Raw genomic sequence first — 16,969 nt, 5'->3', positions numbered from 1 at the left:
TTCATAGTGTTTCATACCTCTAGTTTCGCATATCTGCTCCTTTTGTGCAACTTTTATTTTTCAAACAAGCCCTAGGGCTTGTTTGAAAAATGTCAACATGCCCAATCAGCGGGTCTTTTGTCCCCTGGACGGCGCAGTTTTTCCTTGAAATCCGCCAGGATTCCTGCGAAAAAATTGCTTGCCAGCGGCCCAAAATCCCTCGCTGCCGGACACATCGCCAATTTTCAAACAAGCCCTAGCAAAAGCCCTTATTGTAGCTTCATATCTTCATTTGCCCTATTTGAATATATCATGTCTACACATTCCCCCCATTTTCATGTACTCTCAATCTAAGTCCGCTGTATGTACTTCTCCGCAAAATGTACATTTATATCTATTTCCTATTGATATCATCCACTTATACTATGCTACACCTATTTTCCATTTCTAAATGCTTCAATTTCCGTTTTTGTCAGCCGCCTTATCCATCTCAAAAGTGGTAACCTGGTAACCTGCCCACCTCTATTCCCCCTGTACCTATAAACTCAAAATTTTTGGTAACCTGGTAACCTGTACCCCCTCATTTTCTATGCACTCGCCAAGTGAAAATTTCTCACCCCCAAAAATACACGCTGAAACCGCCCTGACTGCTCACCCAATTTCACCAAACTGCACCAGCGGGGAAATCTTCTCTGCTACCTATATTTTTCAACTGCTGGCGGCAGTTTTTGCCCCCTCCTGTGTTTCATCAGAAAAGCAATTCTTTTTCCTGAAATGCTGGTGCTGACACTGTACCCCCTGTTTTTTCTATCTGTCCCTGACCATCCCTCCCTCTGCTCTCTTACACCCCGTTCTCACCCCCTGGGACTTGCTGTGGCCCCTCCTGGCCCTCGTCCCTCTCTGGATCCACAGCCAACTCCAAAAGCCCACGGGTCACTCCCAGGATCCCCAGGAGCCCCACCAAACCAATCACCAGCACCACCAACATCTCCAACGCTGTCACCTCCCTTTGAGAGGAGCGGGCCACCCATCACCGGGCGGCCCGCTCTCTGCTCTCTCATTTTTTGACGGCCTCCTTGCCCTTGGCCGGGGCGGCGTCCTCCATCTCCCAGGAACACTTGATGGCGTCACCGTCCAACACCACACCATTCACGGCTCCCAGGTCAAGGAGGGCTTTAATCTTGTCGGCACAGAAGGTCTGTCTGCCAAACCGGGAGGAGATCACTTTGAAATTGTCGCCCTCCCTTTTGTAAACCGTGTACATTAGGTTCGCCACGGCTGAGGGGTCTGTGCTGGTCAGTGTCCCAATCCCAGTTTTCACCATGATTGCCTTGAACCCTCTGGCTGTATCCAGCACCAGACCGCCGTTGCTATCCAGTACCATCCCCAGCACCTCCCCGGCCTTGACCGCCTCGCACAGCTGTTTGGCCGTCATACCGATAACCTCGCCACCGTTCACAGCGGGGTTAAAGACCTCATAGCCGGTCACTCTCTGCCCCAGGTCAACCCGATTGATGATGAACTTCTTTTCCATAAGTAGCACTCCTTCATTTTTGTTGTCGGTCAAGCTCTTATCTCTCAACCACAACTAAACTATAACGCTGGGTTTCTCTGGTGTCTGCTGACGGAACAGCCGGAATATGCCCTTCTGGTTTGGTGAGATGGGCGGTGTTGCCTAAAACCCCGGTATCACGTCCGCTTCATACTCCTTTACCTTCCGATACCAGGTAGACCGGGCAATACCCAGCCTCCTGGCCCCCTCGCTGGCGCTTATCTTCTTGTCCTCATAGTCCCGGTAAACGTCCTCAAAGGTGTCCACTGCTTTCTTGGGCCTCCCATTCATGCGCCCCTCCGCTTTGGCAACGGCGATCCCCTCCGCCTGACGCTCTAAGATGGTTTCCCGCTCAAACTCCGCCAACGCCCCAAAGATTTGCAGCATCAACCGCCCTGCCGGGCCGCTGGTGTCAATGCGCTCCTTCTGGCTGATAAACTGAACGCCTTTCTTCTCTAATGTCTCTGTCAAGTCCAGCAGGTCACGGAGGTTCCGGGCAAAGCGGGAGAAACTCTCCACGACCACCATATCACCCTCCCGCACAAAATCCATCATCTTCTGTAACTCCGGGCGCTCGGTATTCTTGCCACTGAGCTTGTCTGTGTAGACCTTTTCCACTCCCAACTTCTCCATGAGAACATCCTGACGGGCTGTGTTCTGCTCCCTGGTGCTGATCCGCACATATCCCACTTTCATACTGCAACCGCTCCATTTCAAGAAGTTTTGTAAATGAAGCAGAACACCAAAACTGTCCCATAAAGCGCCGTCTGAAAAGGTATCCCATTTCAAGCAAGCATCTTTTTGGCACTATGGAGCGTCCCAAAAACTTATTTGGAACATTTGGAACACCCCTTTCGGTGCATTGTTTCATTTACTCCCCCTTCTCTTTTTGAAGCAGTTGGAAAGGCATGAAAAAAAGATGGCACTGTCTGGCTTGTGCCAAACAGTGCCATCTTTCTCTTTTTCGTCCCATCGTAGAAGCGGTAAAATTACGGTAAAACCGCCCTCTATACCTCCTGGGGCGCTTCCCCAGAGGCCCCGAAAGCCCTTGCGGCTCTAGCGTCTTCGGCCCTTCGGTCTTCAATCGCTTCCTTCAGTAACATATCCTTCACCTTCATCAAACGGATGGTGGCGGAGCGCTCGTTTTCGTCCAGCTTCATGGAGATATACTTGATGGCCTCCTCCATCTGGGGGATTTTGACATACTCCAGGGCGTTGACCCGGCGGCGGGTCTTTTCGATCTCCTCCGCCAGGAGCTGGGAGGTCTTCTCCATCTCGGCCAGCCGGAGCATATCCTGAAAGACCCCGGAGAGGGCGTCCACGGCGTCGTCCAGAGCGCCGGAGGTGGCGGCGAAGCCGTAGGGGTAGACATCCCCCGGCTGGGCGTCTCTGGTCTTGAAGTGGTACTTGGGCACGTTCACCGACATGACGTTTTGAAAGCTCATGGTGAGCTCCACCGACTGCTTGGGGTAGAGGAGGGACTGCTGGAGCATCTCGGTGGACATCAGGGCGGAGGCCACGGTGAAGGAGCCGTGGGCCTGCATCAGGGCGGCCTCCACCTTGGCCCGGAGGGCCCGGTTCTCCCGGACCACCTCCAAAAACTGCTTCATCAGCTCATCCCGCTTGTCTTTCAGGAGCTTGTGGCCCCGGACGGAGGTCCGCAGCCGGTTTTTCAGCCGGGTGAGCTCCTGCCGGGTGGGATTCACATGGACGGCCGGCATCCCTTATTCCCCCTTTTTCGGGAGGTACTTGTCAATATACTCCGGCTTGATACGCTTGAGCTCCGAGGTGGGCAGGATGCTCAGCAGCTCCCAGCCCAGGTCCAGGGTCTCCTGGATGGTGCGGTTCTCCTCGCCGCCCTGGCTGACATAGCGCCGCTCGAACTCGTCGGCGAACTTGGCGTAGAGCAGGTCGGTGGGGGAGAGGGCGGCCTCGCCCAGGATGCTCATGAGCTCCTTGTTCTCCTTGCCGGTGGCGTAGGCGGCAAAGAGCTGGTTCATGGTGCCGGAGTGGTCCTCCCGGGTCTTTCCCTCGCCGATGCCCTTGTCCTTCAGACGGCTCAGGGAGGGGAGCACGTCCACCGGGGGATTCACGCCCTTGCGGTAGAGCTCCCGGGAGAGGATGATCTGCCCCTCGGTGATATAGCCGGTGAGGTCGGGGATGGGGTGGGTTTTGTCGTCCTCCGGCATGGTGAGGATGGGGATGAGGGTGATGGAGCCGGGCTTGCCCAGCTGGCGGCCGGCCCGCTCGTAGATGGTGGCCAGGTTGGTGTAGAGGTAGCCTGGATAGCCCCGGCGGCCCGGGACCTCCTTCTTGGCGGCCGAGACCTCCCGGAGGGCCTCGGCATAGTTGGTGATGTCGGTGAGGATGACCAGCACGTGCATCCCCTTGTCGAAGGCCAGGTACTCTGCGGCGGTGAGGGCCATCCGGGGGGTGGCGATGCGCTCTACGGCGGGGTCGTTGGCCAGGTTGGTGAAGAGGACGGTGCGGTCAATGGCCCCGGTGCGCCGGAAGTCCTGGATGAAGAAGTCGGCCTCTTCGAAGGTGATGCCGATGGCGGCGAAGACCACGGCGAAGTTGCCGGCATCGTCCCCCAGCACCCGGGCCTGACGGGCAATCTGGGCGGCCAGGGCGGCGTGGGGCAGGCCGGAGCCCGAGAAGATGGGCAGCTTCTGGCCCCGGACTAGGGTGTTGAGGCCGTCAATGGTGGAGATGCCCGTCTGAATGAACTCGTTGGGGTAGTCCCGGGCGGCGGGGTTCATGGGCAGGCCGTTGATGTCCCGGTAGGCCTCGGCCAGGATGTCGGGGCCGCCGTCGATGGGCACGCCCATGCCGTTGAAGACCCGGCCCAGCATGTCTCCGGAGACGCCCAGCTGGAGGGGGTGGCCCAAAAAGCGGATCTTGGACTCGGCCAGATTGATGCCGGCGGAGGCCTCGAAGAGCTGAACCACGGCGTTGTCGCCGTTGACCTCCAGCACCTGGCAGCGCCGGAGGGCGCCGTCGGGGAGCTCGATCTCCCCCAACTCGTCATAGGAAACCCCCTGGACCTGCCGGACCAGCATCAGGGGCCCGTTGATCTCCTGGATGGTACGGTATTCACGAATCACAGCTCCTCACCTCCCTGGGCGGCAATGGCGTCAATCTGTTCCGCCATCTCCCGGGCCATATCGGCGTAGACGGCGGGGTAATCGGCATCGGGTACGGTCTTGGCCCGGCCCATCCGCTCCCGGAAGGGGATAGCGAAGAGGGGGGCGGCCGGGGCCCCCTTCTCAATGGCGGCCCGGCAGAGCTTGTCGTACTCCAGAATCATGGAGAGCATCTTGTCCTGCCGGTCGTAGCTGGAGTACCAGTCCACCTCCAGGAAGCCGTTTTGCTGGAGGAAGTCCTCCCGGAGCATCTTGGCCGTCTCCAGGGTGAGCTGGTCGGCGGCGGAGAGGGAGTCTTTGCCCACCAGCTGGACGATCTCGTTGAGACTGGCCTCCTCCTGGAGGATGCTCATGGCCTTCTCCCGGTGCTCCATGAACTGGGGCCCCAGGTGCTCATCGTACCAGGGCTTTAGGGAGTCCAGATAGAGGGAGTAGGAGTTGAGCCAGTTGATGGCGGGGAAGTGGCGGCGGTAGGCCAGGGAGGAGTCCAGGGCCCAGAAGACCTTGACAATCCGCATGGTGCCCTGGCTCACGGGCTCGGAGAGGTCGCCGCCGGGGGGGGAGACGGCTCCCACGGCGGTGAGGCTGCCCCGGCGCTCCCCCTGGGAGGTGAGGCACTCCACCGAGCCGGCCCGCTCGTAGAACTGGGCCAGCCGGGAGGCCAGATAGGCGGGGTAGCCCTCCTCGCCGGGCATTTCCTCCAGCCGGCCGGACATTTCGCGCAGGGCCTCGGCCCAGCGGGAGGTGGAGTCGGCGATGACGGCCACGTCGTAGCCCATGTCCCGGAAGTACTCGGCGATGGTGATGCCGGTGTAGATGGAGGCCTCCCGGGCGGCCACGGGCATGTCGGAGGTGTTGGCGATGAGCACCGTGCGCTTCATCAGGGACTGGCCCGTGCGGGGGTCCACCAGCTCGGGGAACTCCCGGAGCACGTCGGTCATCTCGTTGCCCCGCTCGCCGCAGCCGATGTAGATCACAATGTCCACATCCGACCACTTGGCCAGCTGGTGCTGCATCACGGTCTTGCCCGAGCCGAAGGGGCCGGGAATGGCGGCGGTGCCTCCCTTGGCCACGGGGAAGAGGGCGTCCACAATCCGCTGGCCGGAGAGGAGGGGGGTCTTGGGGGGGTACTTGTGCTTGTAGGGCCGGCCCACCCGGACGGGCCACTTCTGCACCATGGTCAGCTCCTGGCGCCCCTTCTTGTCATCCGTCAGCACGGCCACCGTGTCCCGGATGGTGAAGGAGCCCGACCGGATGGACTCCAGGGTGCCGCTGAGCCCCGGGGGGACCATGATCTTGTGGAGGACGGCGCTGGTCTCCTGGACGGCGCCCAGCACGTCGCCGCCGCTGACCCGGTCGCCGGGCTTGGCCGCAGCCACAAAGTCCCACTTCTTTTCCGGGTCCAGGGCGGGGACCTCCACGCCCCGGGGGAGGTTGTTGCTGCCGGCCTTTTTCAGAATGCCGTCCAGGGGGCGCTGAATGCCGTCGTAGATGGTTTCAATGAGGCCGGGGCCCAGCTCCACCGACAGGGGGGAGCCGGTGGTCTCCACCGCCGCGCCGGGGCCCAGGCCGGAGGTCTCCTCGTAGACCTGGATGGAGGCCGAGTCCCCGTTCATGGTCAAAATCTCGCCGATGAGCCGCTGCTGGCCCACCCGGACCACGTCGGCCATGTTGGCGTCCGAGAGTCCGGTGGCCACCACCAGCGGCCCGGAGACCTTTACAATCGTTCCGCTGCTCAAATTCGTTCGACCTTCTTTCCGGTGAATTCGCAAAAGAGATGGGGAGACATCAGAGGATGTCCGCCCCCACGGCCCGCTCCACGGACTTCTTCACATTGGCCATGCCGATGCCCAGGGAGCCGGACTTGCCGGGAATGAGGATGATGGCCGGGGTCAGGGCGTCCTTGTAGCGGGCGATCTCGGCCTCCATGCCGGAGGCCAGCGCCTCGGTGAGATAGACGATGGCGGTGTTCTCCCGAGCCAGGCGGTGGAGGATGGGGCGGGCCTCCTCCACCGTCTCGGCGGGGTAGACGTCCAGGCCCAGGGCCTGAAAGCCCAGCACGCTGTCCTGGTCCCCCAGGACGGCGATGCGGTAAGTCTCGTTAGACATAGCTATCACGCAGCCTTTCCCGAATGGTCTCGGTGTCCAGGCCCGCCAGCTGTCCGGTGAGGATGACCCGGATGGCGGTCAGCTCGCTCTCCTTGGCGTAGAGGTAGCCGATGAGGGGGTGCTCCCCAAAGGGGACCCGCCGGGCCTGGGAGAGATAGGCGGTGAGGGCGTTGTCGCACAGTCGCTCGAACTGGGTGAGGGGCCCGCCCCCCAGGGTCTCCGCCCCGGCCTGGGCCGCCTCCTCCAGGGGCGTCCGGGCGAAGAGGGCGGGCAGCTCCCCGCCCCCGGCGGTCAAAAGCCGGTCCAGGGGCACGTCCCCGCCGGGGAGAAGGGCCCGTTGGAGGAAGTCGGCCCCCTTGCCCATCCGCAGGGCCCGGACCAGGGAGCGGAGATTGGCGCCGTCGATGGACAGGCGCACATAGCCCTCCAGAAAGGCGCTGCCCGAGGCCTGGGCGGCCTGGAGCATCTCCTCGTAGTAGGCCCGGTCCAGGATGAAGTCGGCGGCCTGGGGGTCGCCGCTGGAGGCCAGGGTATCCCGGGCCTGGACCACCGCCTGCCGGAAGGCCGGGCTGTAGCGCTCCAGGTTCCGCTGGGTAAAGTCCTCCCGGAGCTGCCCGGCGGGGTAGCGCCCGGCGTCCAGCAGCAGGGAGGAGGCGTCCCGGCCCACGGCCTCGGCCTTGAGGAGGGCCTTGGCGTTGTGGTAGTCGTACTTGACCCGGAACACGTCCACCAGGTTGGGGTCCGGGGCGTCCCGGCGCAGCTCGTCGAAGAGGGCCAGCCGGGCCCGGTTCAGGCCCTCTTCGATGCCGGCGGGGGTCAGGGCGGGGAAGTCCCCGAATCCGCACTCAGAGAGGACCCGGGCGGCCTCCCCGGCGGTGCGGGCGGAGAGCATCCGCTCCATCCGCTCCCGGGTGAGCAGCTTGGTCTCCAGGGTGTGGATGCGGGCGGAGATATAGAGATAGTCGTATTCATTCAGCCGTTTGGCCACACGGCACCCTCCTTTCCATCTGGCGGGGGGCGGTCACGGGAAGAGGACCCTGGCCACCTCGGCGGAGAGGGGCCCCCGCTGGAGGCGGATGAGCACCTCAAAGGAGCAGTTGGACTCCACCCGGCCGTCCCGCAGGATGAGGCCGCCGGCCATGGGGCGGATCTCCTCGGCCACGGTGAGCATCCCGGTGCCAGAGAGCACCGCCGAGGCCCCGGTGACCACCCGGTCCAGCACGGCCCCGGCCCGGGAGGCCGTCAGGTCCTCCGGCAGCTTGGGGGCCACCCGCTTGGCCAGAATCTCATTGGCCTGGGTCACCACCTGTTTGCCGTAGCGGGCCCGGTCCTTCTGGGAGAAGATGACCTGCTCCCGTCCGGTGCGGGATGCCTCCACCGCCAGCCGGGCCAGCAGGGCAATGTAGTCCGCCTCCGGCAGCTCGGTGAGCTTCTGGAGGGCCAGGTCGAAGGCGCGGGCCACCATCTCCTGTTTGGCCGAGAGGGTCAGCTTCCGGGCCTCCAGCTGAGCCACGCTGTCCAGCCGCTCCCGGCGCAGATCAGCCTCCCGCCGCCCCCGCTCCAGAATGGACTGGGTCAGCTCCTGAGCCTGCCGGTCGTAGCCGGCCGTGATCTCCGCCGCCCGGGTCTGGGTCTGGGCCTTCAGGTCGTCGAGCTCCTTTTGGAGGTCGGCGTCGATCTGGCCGGTGATCTTTTCGATTCCGTTCATTGGGTTACCGCCTTTCCTTCCTGTTTTGACACGGCCCAAGGGGGGTTACAGGGCGTTCATCAGCAGCAGGATGGAGGCCAGCAGGGACAAAATGGCGTAGAACTCCACGATGACGCAGAGGATGATGCCCTTGGACCAGTCGTTGGGCTGCTTGGCCACGATGTTGATGGAGGCGGCGGCCACCCGGCCCTGGTAGATGGCAGAGCGCCAGCCGCCCATGGCCATGGGCAGGCAGGAGACAAAGATGGTCAGGCCCTGGGTGACGGTCAGGGGCTGAATGCCGCCGGAGAAGGCCCCCATGGTGTAGAGGGCAAAGAACCAGATGACCAGGCCGTACAGGCCCTGGGTGCCGGGGATGACCTGGAGGATGAGGCACTTGGAGAAGTGCTCGGGGTTTTCGCTCAGGACGCCTGTGGCGGCCTCGCCGGTGATGCCGGTGCCCTTGGCGGAGCCCACGCAGCTCAGGCCCACCGCCAGAGCGGCCCCCAGGAACGCCAGACCAATGCCGCCGAATTGCGCAATAAAGTCAGCCATGTCAATTTTCCTCCTTTATAATGTCCACAAATTTCGTGTTGACGGCCAGGGGGCGGAAGGGCTTTCCGCCGTCCTGATAGAACTTTCCAAAAAACTCCAGGCACTGGAGCCGCAGGTCGTGGACGAAGCAGCCCAGAATGTTCAGCCCGAAGTTCAGGGCGTTGCCGATCATGGCGATGATCACAAAGCCGATGACGTTGCCGGTGATGGAGCCCAGGGTGTTGAACACCGAGGCGATGATGCTCCCTGAGAGCATCAGGGCCATGAGCCGGGAGTAGGAGAGCACGTCGCTGAAGATGCCGGTGACCCCGTCGTAGAGGGCCTTGACGATGGCGCCAATGAGGGCGGGGCCCTTGGTCTGCCGGGCGCAGCCGATGACCAGCATCACGCCGCCCGCCGCCAGCACCACCGGAACCCCCGCCACGCTGCCCACGCCCAGGATGGCCAGGGCGGCGCCGGCGTAGATGACCCACCAGGTCCCCTCGTTCAAGAGGGCGTCCAGGAAGTGCCCCTCCCGGGTCTGCTTGACGAAGCTGATGGCCATGCCGGTGATAATCTGCACAAAGCCCAGCACCAGGGAGCCGATGAGGATGGCGATGGTGTCGTTGAGGGGGTTAAAGAGGTAGGGGAGCTCAAAGGTGCTCTCCGGGTTGATGATTCCAAACAACTGGGTGAGGAAGTCCCCAAAGAAGCCGCCGGTGAGGGCCCCCATCACAAAGGTGGAGATGCCGCACAGCCCCATGAGGGAGAAGAGGTAGTTGGCCGTCCCCTTGGGCCGGGCCTTTTTCAGCACCACCAGGGCGGTGAGCATCATCACCAAACCGTACCCCATGTCGGCCATCATGATCCCGTAGAACAGGATGAAGAAGGGGGCCATCAGGGGGTTGGGGTCCAGCCCGCCGTAGGCCGGCAGGGAGTACATCTCCGTGACCATGTTCAAGGGCCGGGTAAAGGCGTTGTTCTTGAGCTGGATGGGCACCTGGCCGTACGCCTCCGGGTCGGGGTCCACGGCCTCCCAGGCTGCGGCATAGCGGCCCAGCAGGGCCTCCAGCTCCCCCAGCCGCTCCGCCGGCACCCAGCCCTCCAGAAAGAGGGTGGCGCCCGAGGTCAGCAGCCGGCCCTTGACCTCCTCCCGCTGGATGTCCTGATCCACCCGGTCGAGGCAGAGCTTCAGCGCCTCCCGGTGGGGGGCCTCCCGGACAATGGCCTCCCGGCACGCGGTCTGTTCCTGGGTGAGGGCCTCCATCTGGGCCTCCAGCCGGTCGGTGTTGTCCCTGGCCGTGCCCTGCCAGCCCCGGAGGGAGACCGGCGTATAGCCGTAGGTCTTCAGCAGCTCAAAGGCCGCCTCCTCCGCCTTCCGGTGGCACAGGACCAGCACATACTGGAACTCCCGGTCCCGGCCCGCCCACTGGAGCTGGCACAGCCCGGCGGCGGCGGCCAGGGCGGTCTCCACCTCCTGCCGGTCCGCCGAGGCGGAGAGGGCCCCGAAGGTCACCGACACCTCCCGGGTGGAGGGCAGGGACAAGTCCATGTCCAGCTCCAGCCAGGGAGCCAGGGCCGCCTTCTGGGCAGCGAGCTTGCTCAGCTCGCTGCGAATGGCCGTGATGCGGGCCTCCTGGTCCCGGATGCGCTCCGCTGCCGTCAGGGCCGTCCGGCGCGTCTCCTCATCGAAGAGCTGCCTCTCCGTGACCTGGGGCCGGGGCTTGAGGAAGCCCCCTTTGGCCGGGGCGTAGTGCTTGAGGAGGTCCAGAGCGGCCTTGAGGCCGTCGGCCCTGGCCCTGGTGTCCGCCAGAGCGGTGTCATCCACCCGGGTGAAGGCGCTCCAGGCCGGGTCAGAGAGCAGGCCGGCGGGCTCCTGGACCTGGACGCAGCCCAGGTGCTGGAGCTGCCGCAGCAGCTCCTCCCGGTCCGAGGCCATGCCGAAAAGCCTCAGCCGTTTCATTTTGACGATTGCCATCAGCCGCCCACCACCTTTCTGATGATGAGTGCCGCCGCGTCCTCCAGACGCCCCTCCGCCTCCCGGCGCAGGGCGCCGCAGGCGCGCTGCGTCTCCTCCATCACGGCCGCTGTGTCCGCTGCGGCGGCCTCCTCCGCCTGGACGAACATGGCCTTGACCTGGGCCTCGGCCTCCGAGCGGGCCTGGGAGAGCCGGGCCTGGCCGGCCCGCTCAGCCTCCGCCGTCTGGCGCTTGGCCTGCTCCACAGCTTCCGCTCTGCGTTCCCGGGCCTTCCGCTCGGTTTCCGTTACCTGTTGGACCGCTTCCAAAGACATGCTTTCACCGCCTTTCCCTCACAGTATTTCCCATCTAAGAGGAAAACTGCTCCAGAATACAAGTTCATCATACACGAATTCAGAGGTAAAATCAACATGAAAATGAACCACTCCACAGAAGTGGTGGGGCCAATAAGGAGAGATGGGGGCACTTTAGATAAATATATAGTGTATAATATGGGTAAAATCTACAAAGAACAAAAAATAAATGGAATTACATTTATATAATAGGATTTTTTGGTAAAAAAATTTTTGGAGCCCCGGCGGCGGGACGACTGCGTAAACGCCCCTTCCGGAGAATGGGGATGGGAGAAGACCGGCCTGCGGCGTGGATGCCCACAAGTCCACAGGGTGCTTTTTGTAGTGTCTGCATAATTGGGGGCAGTTCACATCTGCGGTCCGGCGTTTCTGTGGGCATAGGGCTTGTTTGAAACATGTCAACATGCCCAGCCGGCGGGTCATTTGCCCCCTGGACGGCGCAGTTTTTCCTTGCAATCCGCCAGGATTCCTGGGTCAAAATTGCTTGCCAGCGGCCCAAAATCCCTCGCTGCTGGACACATCGCCAATTTTCAAACAAGCCCTAAGGCGGTCCATTCCTGCCAAAGAAAGCACATCTTGCGGCTTGCCGCCAGATCCGGAGGGGCTCAGGCGGCGGGCCAGACGGCCCAGCTCTTGGCGGCCTGGCCCGCCGCCCCCAGAAGGACCAGCTGGCTGTCCGGGTCCTCCAGGCCGTACTGGGACAGCAGGGCGGTCAGGGCGGGTCGGGCCTGGGCGTCGGTCCAGACCCAGACCCGGTCCAGGTACTCCGCCAGAGCGGGGGTCTGGCCGCTGCTGCTCTCCTGGCCCACCTCAGCGGGGAGGACGGCGGAGAGCTTGACCTCTGGATAGAGGGCCTCCAGGTCGGATTGGAGCTGGGCGTAGAAGTCCGAGAGGGTCTGGGACAGGGTGGCGGGGTCGTAGGCCTCCCCCTGGACGATGAGGTTGATCTTGCCGCTGACGGGGTAGCAGGCCCAGTCCAGCAGAATCTCGTCGAAGCCCAGCCCAGCCAGCTCCAGGCAGATGCCGGTGATATAGCTCCGGGCCTCCGGGTAGGCGGGGCTGAACCAGCGGTAGCCGTCGTCCCGCCAGTTGCCAATGGAGGAGCGCAGGGCCAGCTCCGGGTGGGTCCTGGGGACGGTGTTGTCCCGGAAACAGGACACCCGGGCCACGGTGTAGAGCCCCTCTGTCTCATTGAGGGCCTGAATGGCGGCGTTGCGGCCCTCCGGGGCGTTTACCCCGGTCTCCACAGCCAGGGCCTGGGCCGAAGTAAAGGCCAGGGTCCCCTCATCGGTCTTCATATCAAAGAGGGCGGCGCTGCCCCCCGCCGCCTCCACCTCCTGGAGGGCGGCGCCGTCGGTGAGGGCGCTCTCCGGCAGGGAGATGGCGTGGATGGGCTCCTGGGCGGCGGGCTCCGGGGTGACCACCACCAGGGGCTCCGAGGAGGTGGGAGAGGGGGAGGGCGCCTCCGCCGTGGAAACAGGGTCGGGGTTGGACCAGGGGAGCTGGACCCTGGCCCCGTCGGCGGAATAGACCATATACTGCTGGAGCACGAAGACCGCCGCCAGACTCAGGACCAGCAGCACCGCCAACACCGCGATCAGCGCCTTCAAGGCGGAGCGGAGGGGGCTGCGCCCCCGGTAGGTGTGGTAGCCGTATTGTCTTCTCATCTCGGATTCCCTTCCTTTGCCTGTATTGACCGGCGGCCCTCAGCCGGCGGCCGTCCCCTCCTGTTCCTTGGCCAGCAGGGCCTCGTCCAGCTTGCTCAGGGCCTGGGCCACCATGGCCCGCTCCTCCTGGGACAGGGTGGCCAGGACGGAGCTGAAATATCCCCCCACATCGGTGACGGCCCGCTGCCGCAGGGTCTCATATTGCTCGGTGGCGGCCACCAGAATCACCCGCCGGTCCAGGCCGGAGCGCTCCCGCCGGGCCAGCTCCAGCTTCTCCAGCCGGTCCACAATGCCGGAGACGGTGGAGTTGGCGCTGCCGGTGCGCTCGGCCAGGGCGCTGATGGGCAGGGGGCCCTCCTCCCCCAGGACGGAGAGGACCAGGGCCTGGGGGAAGGTCAGGTGCAGGCGGCCGAAGTGCTCCCGGAAGAGGCGGGACATGTGCTGGCTGACCCGGAGATAGGTCATGAGGAGATCGCTGGAACCGTTTCGCATGGGGACTCCTTTCTGGGGGGCGCTGAGCGCCGGTGGGACTGCTCTCGCATTTCGTATGCGAACAAAGCATATCCCTTTCTTCGGAGTTCGTCAATTCTCTCCGGGAAAGGTTCACGAAATGTTTATAATGTTTCCCGGCGGTATAGAATATGGAAATGGGAAAGGACCGGACCATTGTGTGCGATGCCGAAAAAAGCCCGCATGGGCGGGAATTCTTGTGGGATTTGTGCTTGACATCGCCTCCGGTTTATTATATCATAGTCAAGCGCCTGTTTAGGGCGCAGTCTGCGATGATGCGGGAGATTGCTCAGCAATGAGGTAACTTCCGCGGAGTATGTCCGTTGATCGGGCGGCTGAGGAATCAAGCGCTCGGCGTATATCGCCGGGGGCGTGAGTGCGACGGCCGGCTCCCTGTGGTTGCCGGCTTCGTTCATGCCTGGGAGTGATACGCACGGAAGAGTGTTCAAAAAGATTTCTCACCGTACGGAGCGGCAGGACAAAGCACCACTTCGTATGTTTTTAAGGAGGAACCACCATGGCAGCTCAGAAGGAAATGATCCGCATCCGCCTCAAGGCCTACGACCACCAGCTCATCGACCAGAGCGCCGAGAAGATCGTGGAGACCGCCAAGCGCACTGGCTCCACCGTGTCCGGTCCCGTGCCCCTTCCCACCAAGAAGGAGGTCGTCACCATTCTGCGGGCCGTACACAAGTACAAGGACTCCCGGGAGCAGTTCGAGCGCCGCACCCACAAGCGCCTCATCGACGTCATCAAGCCCTCCCCCAAGACCGTGGAGGCCCTGATGGCCCTGGAGCTCCCCGCCGGCGTGGAGATCGAGATCAAGCTCTGATTCCCGCGGGTTTCCCCAAGCCGGGGCAGCGCCTGGAAGGGGGCCGCGCACCGGAGGGGAGGAACAAGGCAGCGCAGGGAGGCTTTCCCCGGGTTGGGGGAATGCGGAACGAAGCGGGCCTTGCGACGAAGTCAGCACCGCAGTCCGCCGCGTTTTGGAGGCGGACGGGTCAAGTCGGCAGAGCAATGCCAGCCCGATGGGCATCTCTCCCGACCAATAACCTTAACAAGGAGGAAGTCACACTATGGAAAAGGCGATCATCGGCAAGAAAGTGGGCATGTCCCAGATCTTCGATGAAGCCGGCCGCGTCATCCCCGTCACCGTCATCGAGGCGGGGCCCTGCACCGTGGTGCAGAAGAAGACGGCTGAGAAGGACGGCTATGAGGCCGTGCAGCTGGGCTTCGAGGACGTCGCCGAGAAGAAGCTCACCAAGCCCCAGATCGGACATCTCAAGAAGGCGGGCGGCGCCCGCAAGAAGCACCTCAAGGAGTTCAAGCTCTCCGGCGCCGCCGGCATGAACGTGGGCGACGAGGTCAAGGCGGACGCCTTTGCCGAGGGCGACCGGGTGGACGTCACCGGCGTCAGCAAGGGCAAGGGCTACGCCGGCGTGGTCAAGCGCCACGGCTTCGCCATCAAGCGCATGACCCACGGCGGCGGCCCGGTGCACCGGCATCAGGGCTCCGTGGGATCGGCCACCGATCCCTCCCGGATTTTCAAGGGGACCAAGGGCGCCGGCCACATGGGCAGCGAGCAGGTCACCGTGCTGAACCTGGACGTGGTGAAGGTGGACCCCGAGCTGGGAATCATCGCCGTCCGGGGCGCCGTCCCCGGTCCCAAGGGCGGCATTGTGTATCTGAGAAACAGTGTCATCAATGTCAAGGAGAAGGGCGCCGCAGCCAACGCCAGCGTCAACCCGCAGAAGGCCTCCGCCCGCGTCAATCCCCAGAAGGCCTCCGCCCGTAACAAGTAAGAAAGGAGAGAAACCAAATGCCTAAGGCAACTGTTGTCAACATGTCCGGCGCTCCTGTCGGCGAGGTGGAGCTCTCCGAAGCTGTGTTCGGGATCGAGCCCAACGAGGCCGTGGTTCATGCCGTCGTGAAGAACCACCTGGCCAACTGCCGCCAGGGCACCCAGTCCGCCCTCACCCGCGCAGAGGTCTCCGGCGGCGGCATCAAGCCCTACCGCCAGAAGGGCACCGGCCGGGCCCGTCAGGGCTCCACCCGGGCCCCCCAGTGGACCCACGGCGGCGTCGTCTTCGCCCCCAAGCCCCGCTCCTACCGCTATTCCCTCAACAAGAAGGTGCGCCGGCTGGCCCTGAAGTCGGTCCTCTCTGCCAAGGCCGCCGAGGGGAGCGTCATCGTGGTGGACGAGCTGAACGTCCCTGAGATCAAGACCAAGGGCATCCAGAACTTCCTCACCGCCGTGAAGGCGGGCAAGGCCGTGCTGGTTACCCCCGAGGTCAACATGAACGTGGTCAAGTCGGCCCGGAACATCCCCGGCGTCTCCACCACCACCGCCAAGCTCATCAATGTCTATGACATTCTCAACGCCAACCAGCTCATCGTGGACAAGGCTGCGCTGGCCGTCATCGAGGAGGTGTTCGCGTAATGACGAAGGCATATGACATCATCAAGCGCCCCATCATCACCGAGAAGTCCATGTCGATGACCGAGGACAAGCGCTACACCTTTGAGGTCGCCAAGGACGCCAACAAGATCGAGATCGCCAAGGCGGTGGAGGAGATCTTTGGTGTGAAGGTGGCCAAGGTCAACACCATTAACATGTATGGCAAGGAGAAGCGCCTGGGCCGCTACCCCGCCGGCCGCCGTGCCTCCTGGAAGAAGGCCATGGTCACCCTGACCGCCGACTCCAAGGCCATCGAGTTCTTTGAGGCGTAAGGAGGAGAAGAGGAATGGCAATCAAGACCTATAAGCCCACGACGCCCTCCCGCCGCCACATGACCGTGTCGGCCTTCGAGGGCATCGACAAGAAGGCCAAGCCCGAGCGCAGCCTGATTGAGAACCTGAAGAAGAACGCCGGGCGCAACAGCTACGGCCGCATCACCGTCCGCCACCGGGGCGGCGGCAACAAGCGCAAGTACCGCATCATCGACTTCAAGCGCCAGAAGGACGGCGTGGAGGCCACGGTGATCCGCCTGGAGTACGACCCCAACCGCTCCGCCAACATCGCCCTCATCCAGTACGCCGACGGCGAGAAGGCCTATATCCTGGCCCCTGTGGGCCTCAAGCCCGGCCACAAGATCGTCTCCGGCCCCGAGGCCGACATTCTCCCCGGCAACTGCCTGCCCATCGCCAACATCCCCGTGGGCGAGATGATCCACAACATCGAGCTCTACCCCGGCAAGGGCGCTCAGCTGGTCCGCGCCGCCGGCGTGGCCGCTCAGCTGATGGCCAAGGAGAACGGCATGGCTCAGGTCCGCCTCCCCTCCGGCGAGGTGCGCTATATCCGCGAGAACTGCAAGGCCACCATCGGCCAGGTGGGCAACACCGACCACGCCAACATCCAGATCGGCAAGGCCGGCCGGAAGCGCCACATGGGCTGGCGGCCCACCGTCCGCGGCTCGGTCATGAACCCCAACGACCACCCCCACGGCGGCGGCGA

General features: G+C 63.3%; 18 protein-coding genes. 5 read left to right on the top strand and 13 right to left on the bottom strand.

Features of this window, described 5'->3' with window-relative positions; translation table 11 throughout:
• Window positions 1-1,036: 1,036 nt before the first annotated feature.
• From Q0K09_RS07940 to Q0K09_RS07880, 13 genes are all read right to left on the bottom strand, one after another.
• Window positions 1,037-1,513: a hypothetical protein gene (locus Q0K09_RS07940; protein ID WP_294475056.1), complete on the bottom strand. Its 477-nt coding sequence runs from the start codon at window positions 1,511-1,513 to the stop codon at window positions 1,037-1,039.
• A 141-nt stretch (window positions 1,514-1,654) separates the two neighbouring features.
• The gene (locus Q0K09_RS07935; protein ID WP_294475053.1) at window positions 1,655-2,227 is read right to left on the bottom strand and encodes a recombinase family protein; all 573 of its coding nucleotides are present in this window, start codon (window positions 2,225-2,227) and stop codon (window positions 1,655-1,657) included.
• A gap of 311 nt (window positions 2,228-2,538) precedes the next feature.
• Window positions 2,539-3,252, bottom strand: a complete 714-nt coding sequence (locus tag Q0K09_RS07930) for a V-type ATP synthase subunit D (RefSeq protein WP_294475052.1) — start codon at window positions 3,250-3,252, stop codon at window positions 2,539-2,541.
• Window positions 3,253-3,255: 3 nt separating this feature from the next.
• Window positions 3,256-4,638 (bottom strand): V-type ATP synthase subunit B, encoded by a 1,383-nt coding sequence (locus Q0K09_RS07925; protein WP_294475050.1) that lies wholly within the window; start codon window positions 4,636-4,638, stop codon window positions 3,256-3,258.
• Complete coding sequence (locus tag Q0K09_RS07920) at window positions 4,635-6,416, bottom strand: V-type ATP synthase subunit A (RefSeq protein ID WP_294475049.1); 1,782 nt, start codon at window positions 6,414-6,416, stop codon at window positions 4,635-4,637. Before Q0K09_RS07920 ends, Q0K09_RS07925 begins: the two co-directional genes overlap by 4 nt.
• A gap of 49 nt (window positions 6,417-6,465) precedes the next feature.
• Window positions 6,466-6,786, bottom strand: coding sequence for a V-type ATP synthase subunit F (locus tag Q0K09_RS07915; protein WP_294475047.1), 321 nt, complete (start codon window positions 6,784-6,786; stop codon window positions 6,466-6,468).
• Window positions 6,779-7,774 (bottom strand): V-type ATPase subunit, encoded by a 996-nt coding sequence (locus tag Q0K09_RS07910; RefSeq protein WP_294475044.1) that lies wholly within the window; start codon window positions 7,772-7,774, stop codon window positions 6,779-6,781. The genes Q0K09_RS07915 and Q0K09_RS07910 overlap by 8 nt, the downstream gene beginning before the upstream one ends.
• 33 nt (window positions 7,775-7,807) lie before the next feature.
• Entirely contained in the window at window positions 7,808-8,494 is a 687-nt protein-coding gene (locus Q0K09_RS07905) for a V-type ATP synthase subunit E family protein (protein ID WP_294475042.1), read from the bottom strand.
• Window positions 8,495-8,539: 45 nt separating this feature from the next.
• Entirely contained in the window at window positions 8,540-9,028 is a 489-nt protein-coding gene (locus Q0K09_RS07900) for a V-type ATP synthase subunit K (protein ID WP_294475040.1), read from the bottom strand.
• A gap of 1 nt (window position 9,029) precedes the next feature.
• Window positions 9,030-10,985 (bottom strand): V-type ATP synthase subunit I, encoded by a 1,956-nt coding sequence (locus Q0K09_RS07895; RefSeq protein WP_294475039.1) that lies wholly within the window; start codon window positions 10,983-10,985, stop codon window positions 9,030-9,032.
• Window positions 10,985-11,299: a hypothetical protein gene (locus tag Q0K09_RS07890; protein WP_294475036.1), complete on the bottom strand. Its 315-nt coding sequence runs from the start codon at window positions 11,297-11,299 to the stop codon at window positions 10,985-10,987. The genes Q0K09_RS07895 and Q0K09_RS07890 overlap by 1 nt, the downstream gene beginning before the upstream one ends.
• A gap of 644 nt (window positions 11,300-11,943) precedes the next feature.
• Window positions 11,944-13,005, bottom strand: a complete 1,062-nt coding sequence (locus tag Q0K09_RS07885) for a putative glycoside hydrolase (protein WP_294475034.1) — start codon at window positions 13,003-13,005, stop codon at window positions 11,944-11,946.
• A 39-nt stretch (window positions 13,006-13,044) separates the two neighbouring features.
• Window positions 13,045-13,497 carry a MarR family transcriptional regulator gene (locus tag Q0K09_RS07880; RefSeq protein ID WP_294475032.1) on the bottom strand — a complete coding sequence of 151 codons (453 nt, stop codon included), beginning with the start codon at window positions 13,495-13,497 and terminating at the stop codon, window positions 13,045-13,047.
• Window positions 13,498-14,032: 535 nt separating this feature from the next.
• On the opposite strand from Q0K09_RS07880, the gene rpsJ reads away from it, so the two are divergent.
• The 5 genes from rpsJ to rplB all read left to right on the top strand — a co-directional run.
• Window positions 14,033-14,347 carry a 30S ribosomal protein S10 gene (rpsJ, locus tag Q0K09_RS07875; protein WP_294475030.1) on the top strand — a complete coding sequence of 105 codons (315 nt, stop codon included), beginning with the start codon at window positions 14,033-14,035 and terminating at the stop codon, window positions 14,345-14,347.
• A 244-nt stretch (window positions 14,348-14,591) separates the two neighbouring features.
• A complete protein-coding gene (gene rplC / locus Q0K09_RS07870) occupies window positions 14,592-15,317 on the top strand; it encodes a 50S ribosomal protein L3 (RefSeq protein WP_294475028.1) in 726 nt (241 codons plus the stop codon).
• A gap of 17 nt (window positions 15,318-15,334) precedes the next feature.
• Complete coding sequence (rplD, locus tag Q0K09_RS07865) at window positions 15,335-15,955, top strand: 50S ribosomal protein L4 (protein WP_294475024.1); 621 nt, start codon at window positions 15,335-15,337, stop codon at window positions 15,953-15,955.
• Window positions 15,955-16,245, top strand: a complete 291-nt coding sequence (gene rplW / locus Q0K09_RS07860; RefSeq protein WP_204739344.1) for a 50S ribosomal protein L23 — start codon at window positions 15,955-15,957, stop codon at window positions 16,243-16,245. Before rplD ends, rplW begins: the two co-directional genes overlap by 1 nt.
• Window positions 16,246-16,259: 14 nt before the next feature.
• The coding region (gene rplB, locus Q0K09_RS07855) for a 50S ribosomal protein L2 (protein ID WP_294475018.1) at window positions 16,260-16,969 on the top strand (710 nt) is incomplete at its 3' end.

Origin of the sequence: uncultured Intestinimonas sp. (assembly GCF_944387725.1) — a bacterium.
GTDB lineage: Bacteria > Bacillota > Clostridia > Oscillospirales > Oscillospiraceae > Intestinimonas.
Note: the sequence above shows the minus strand (reverse complement) of the source record. Positions and strands in the feature narration are given on the sequence as shown.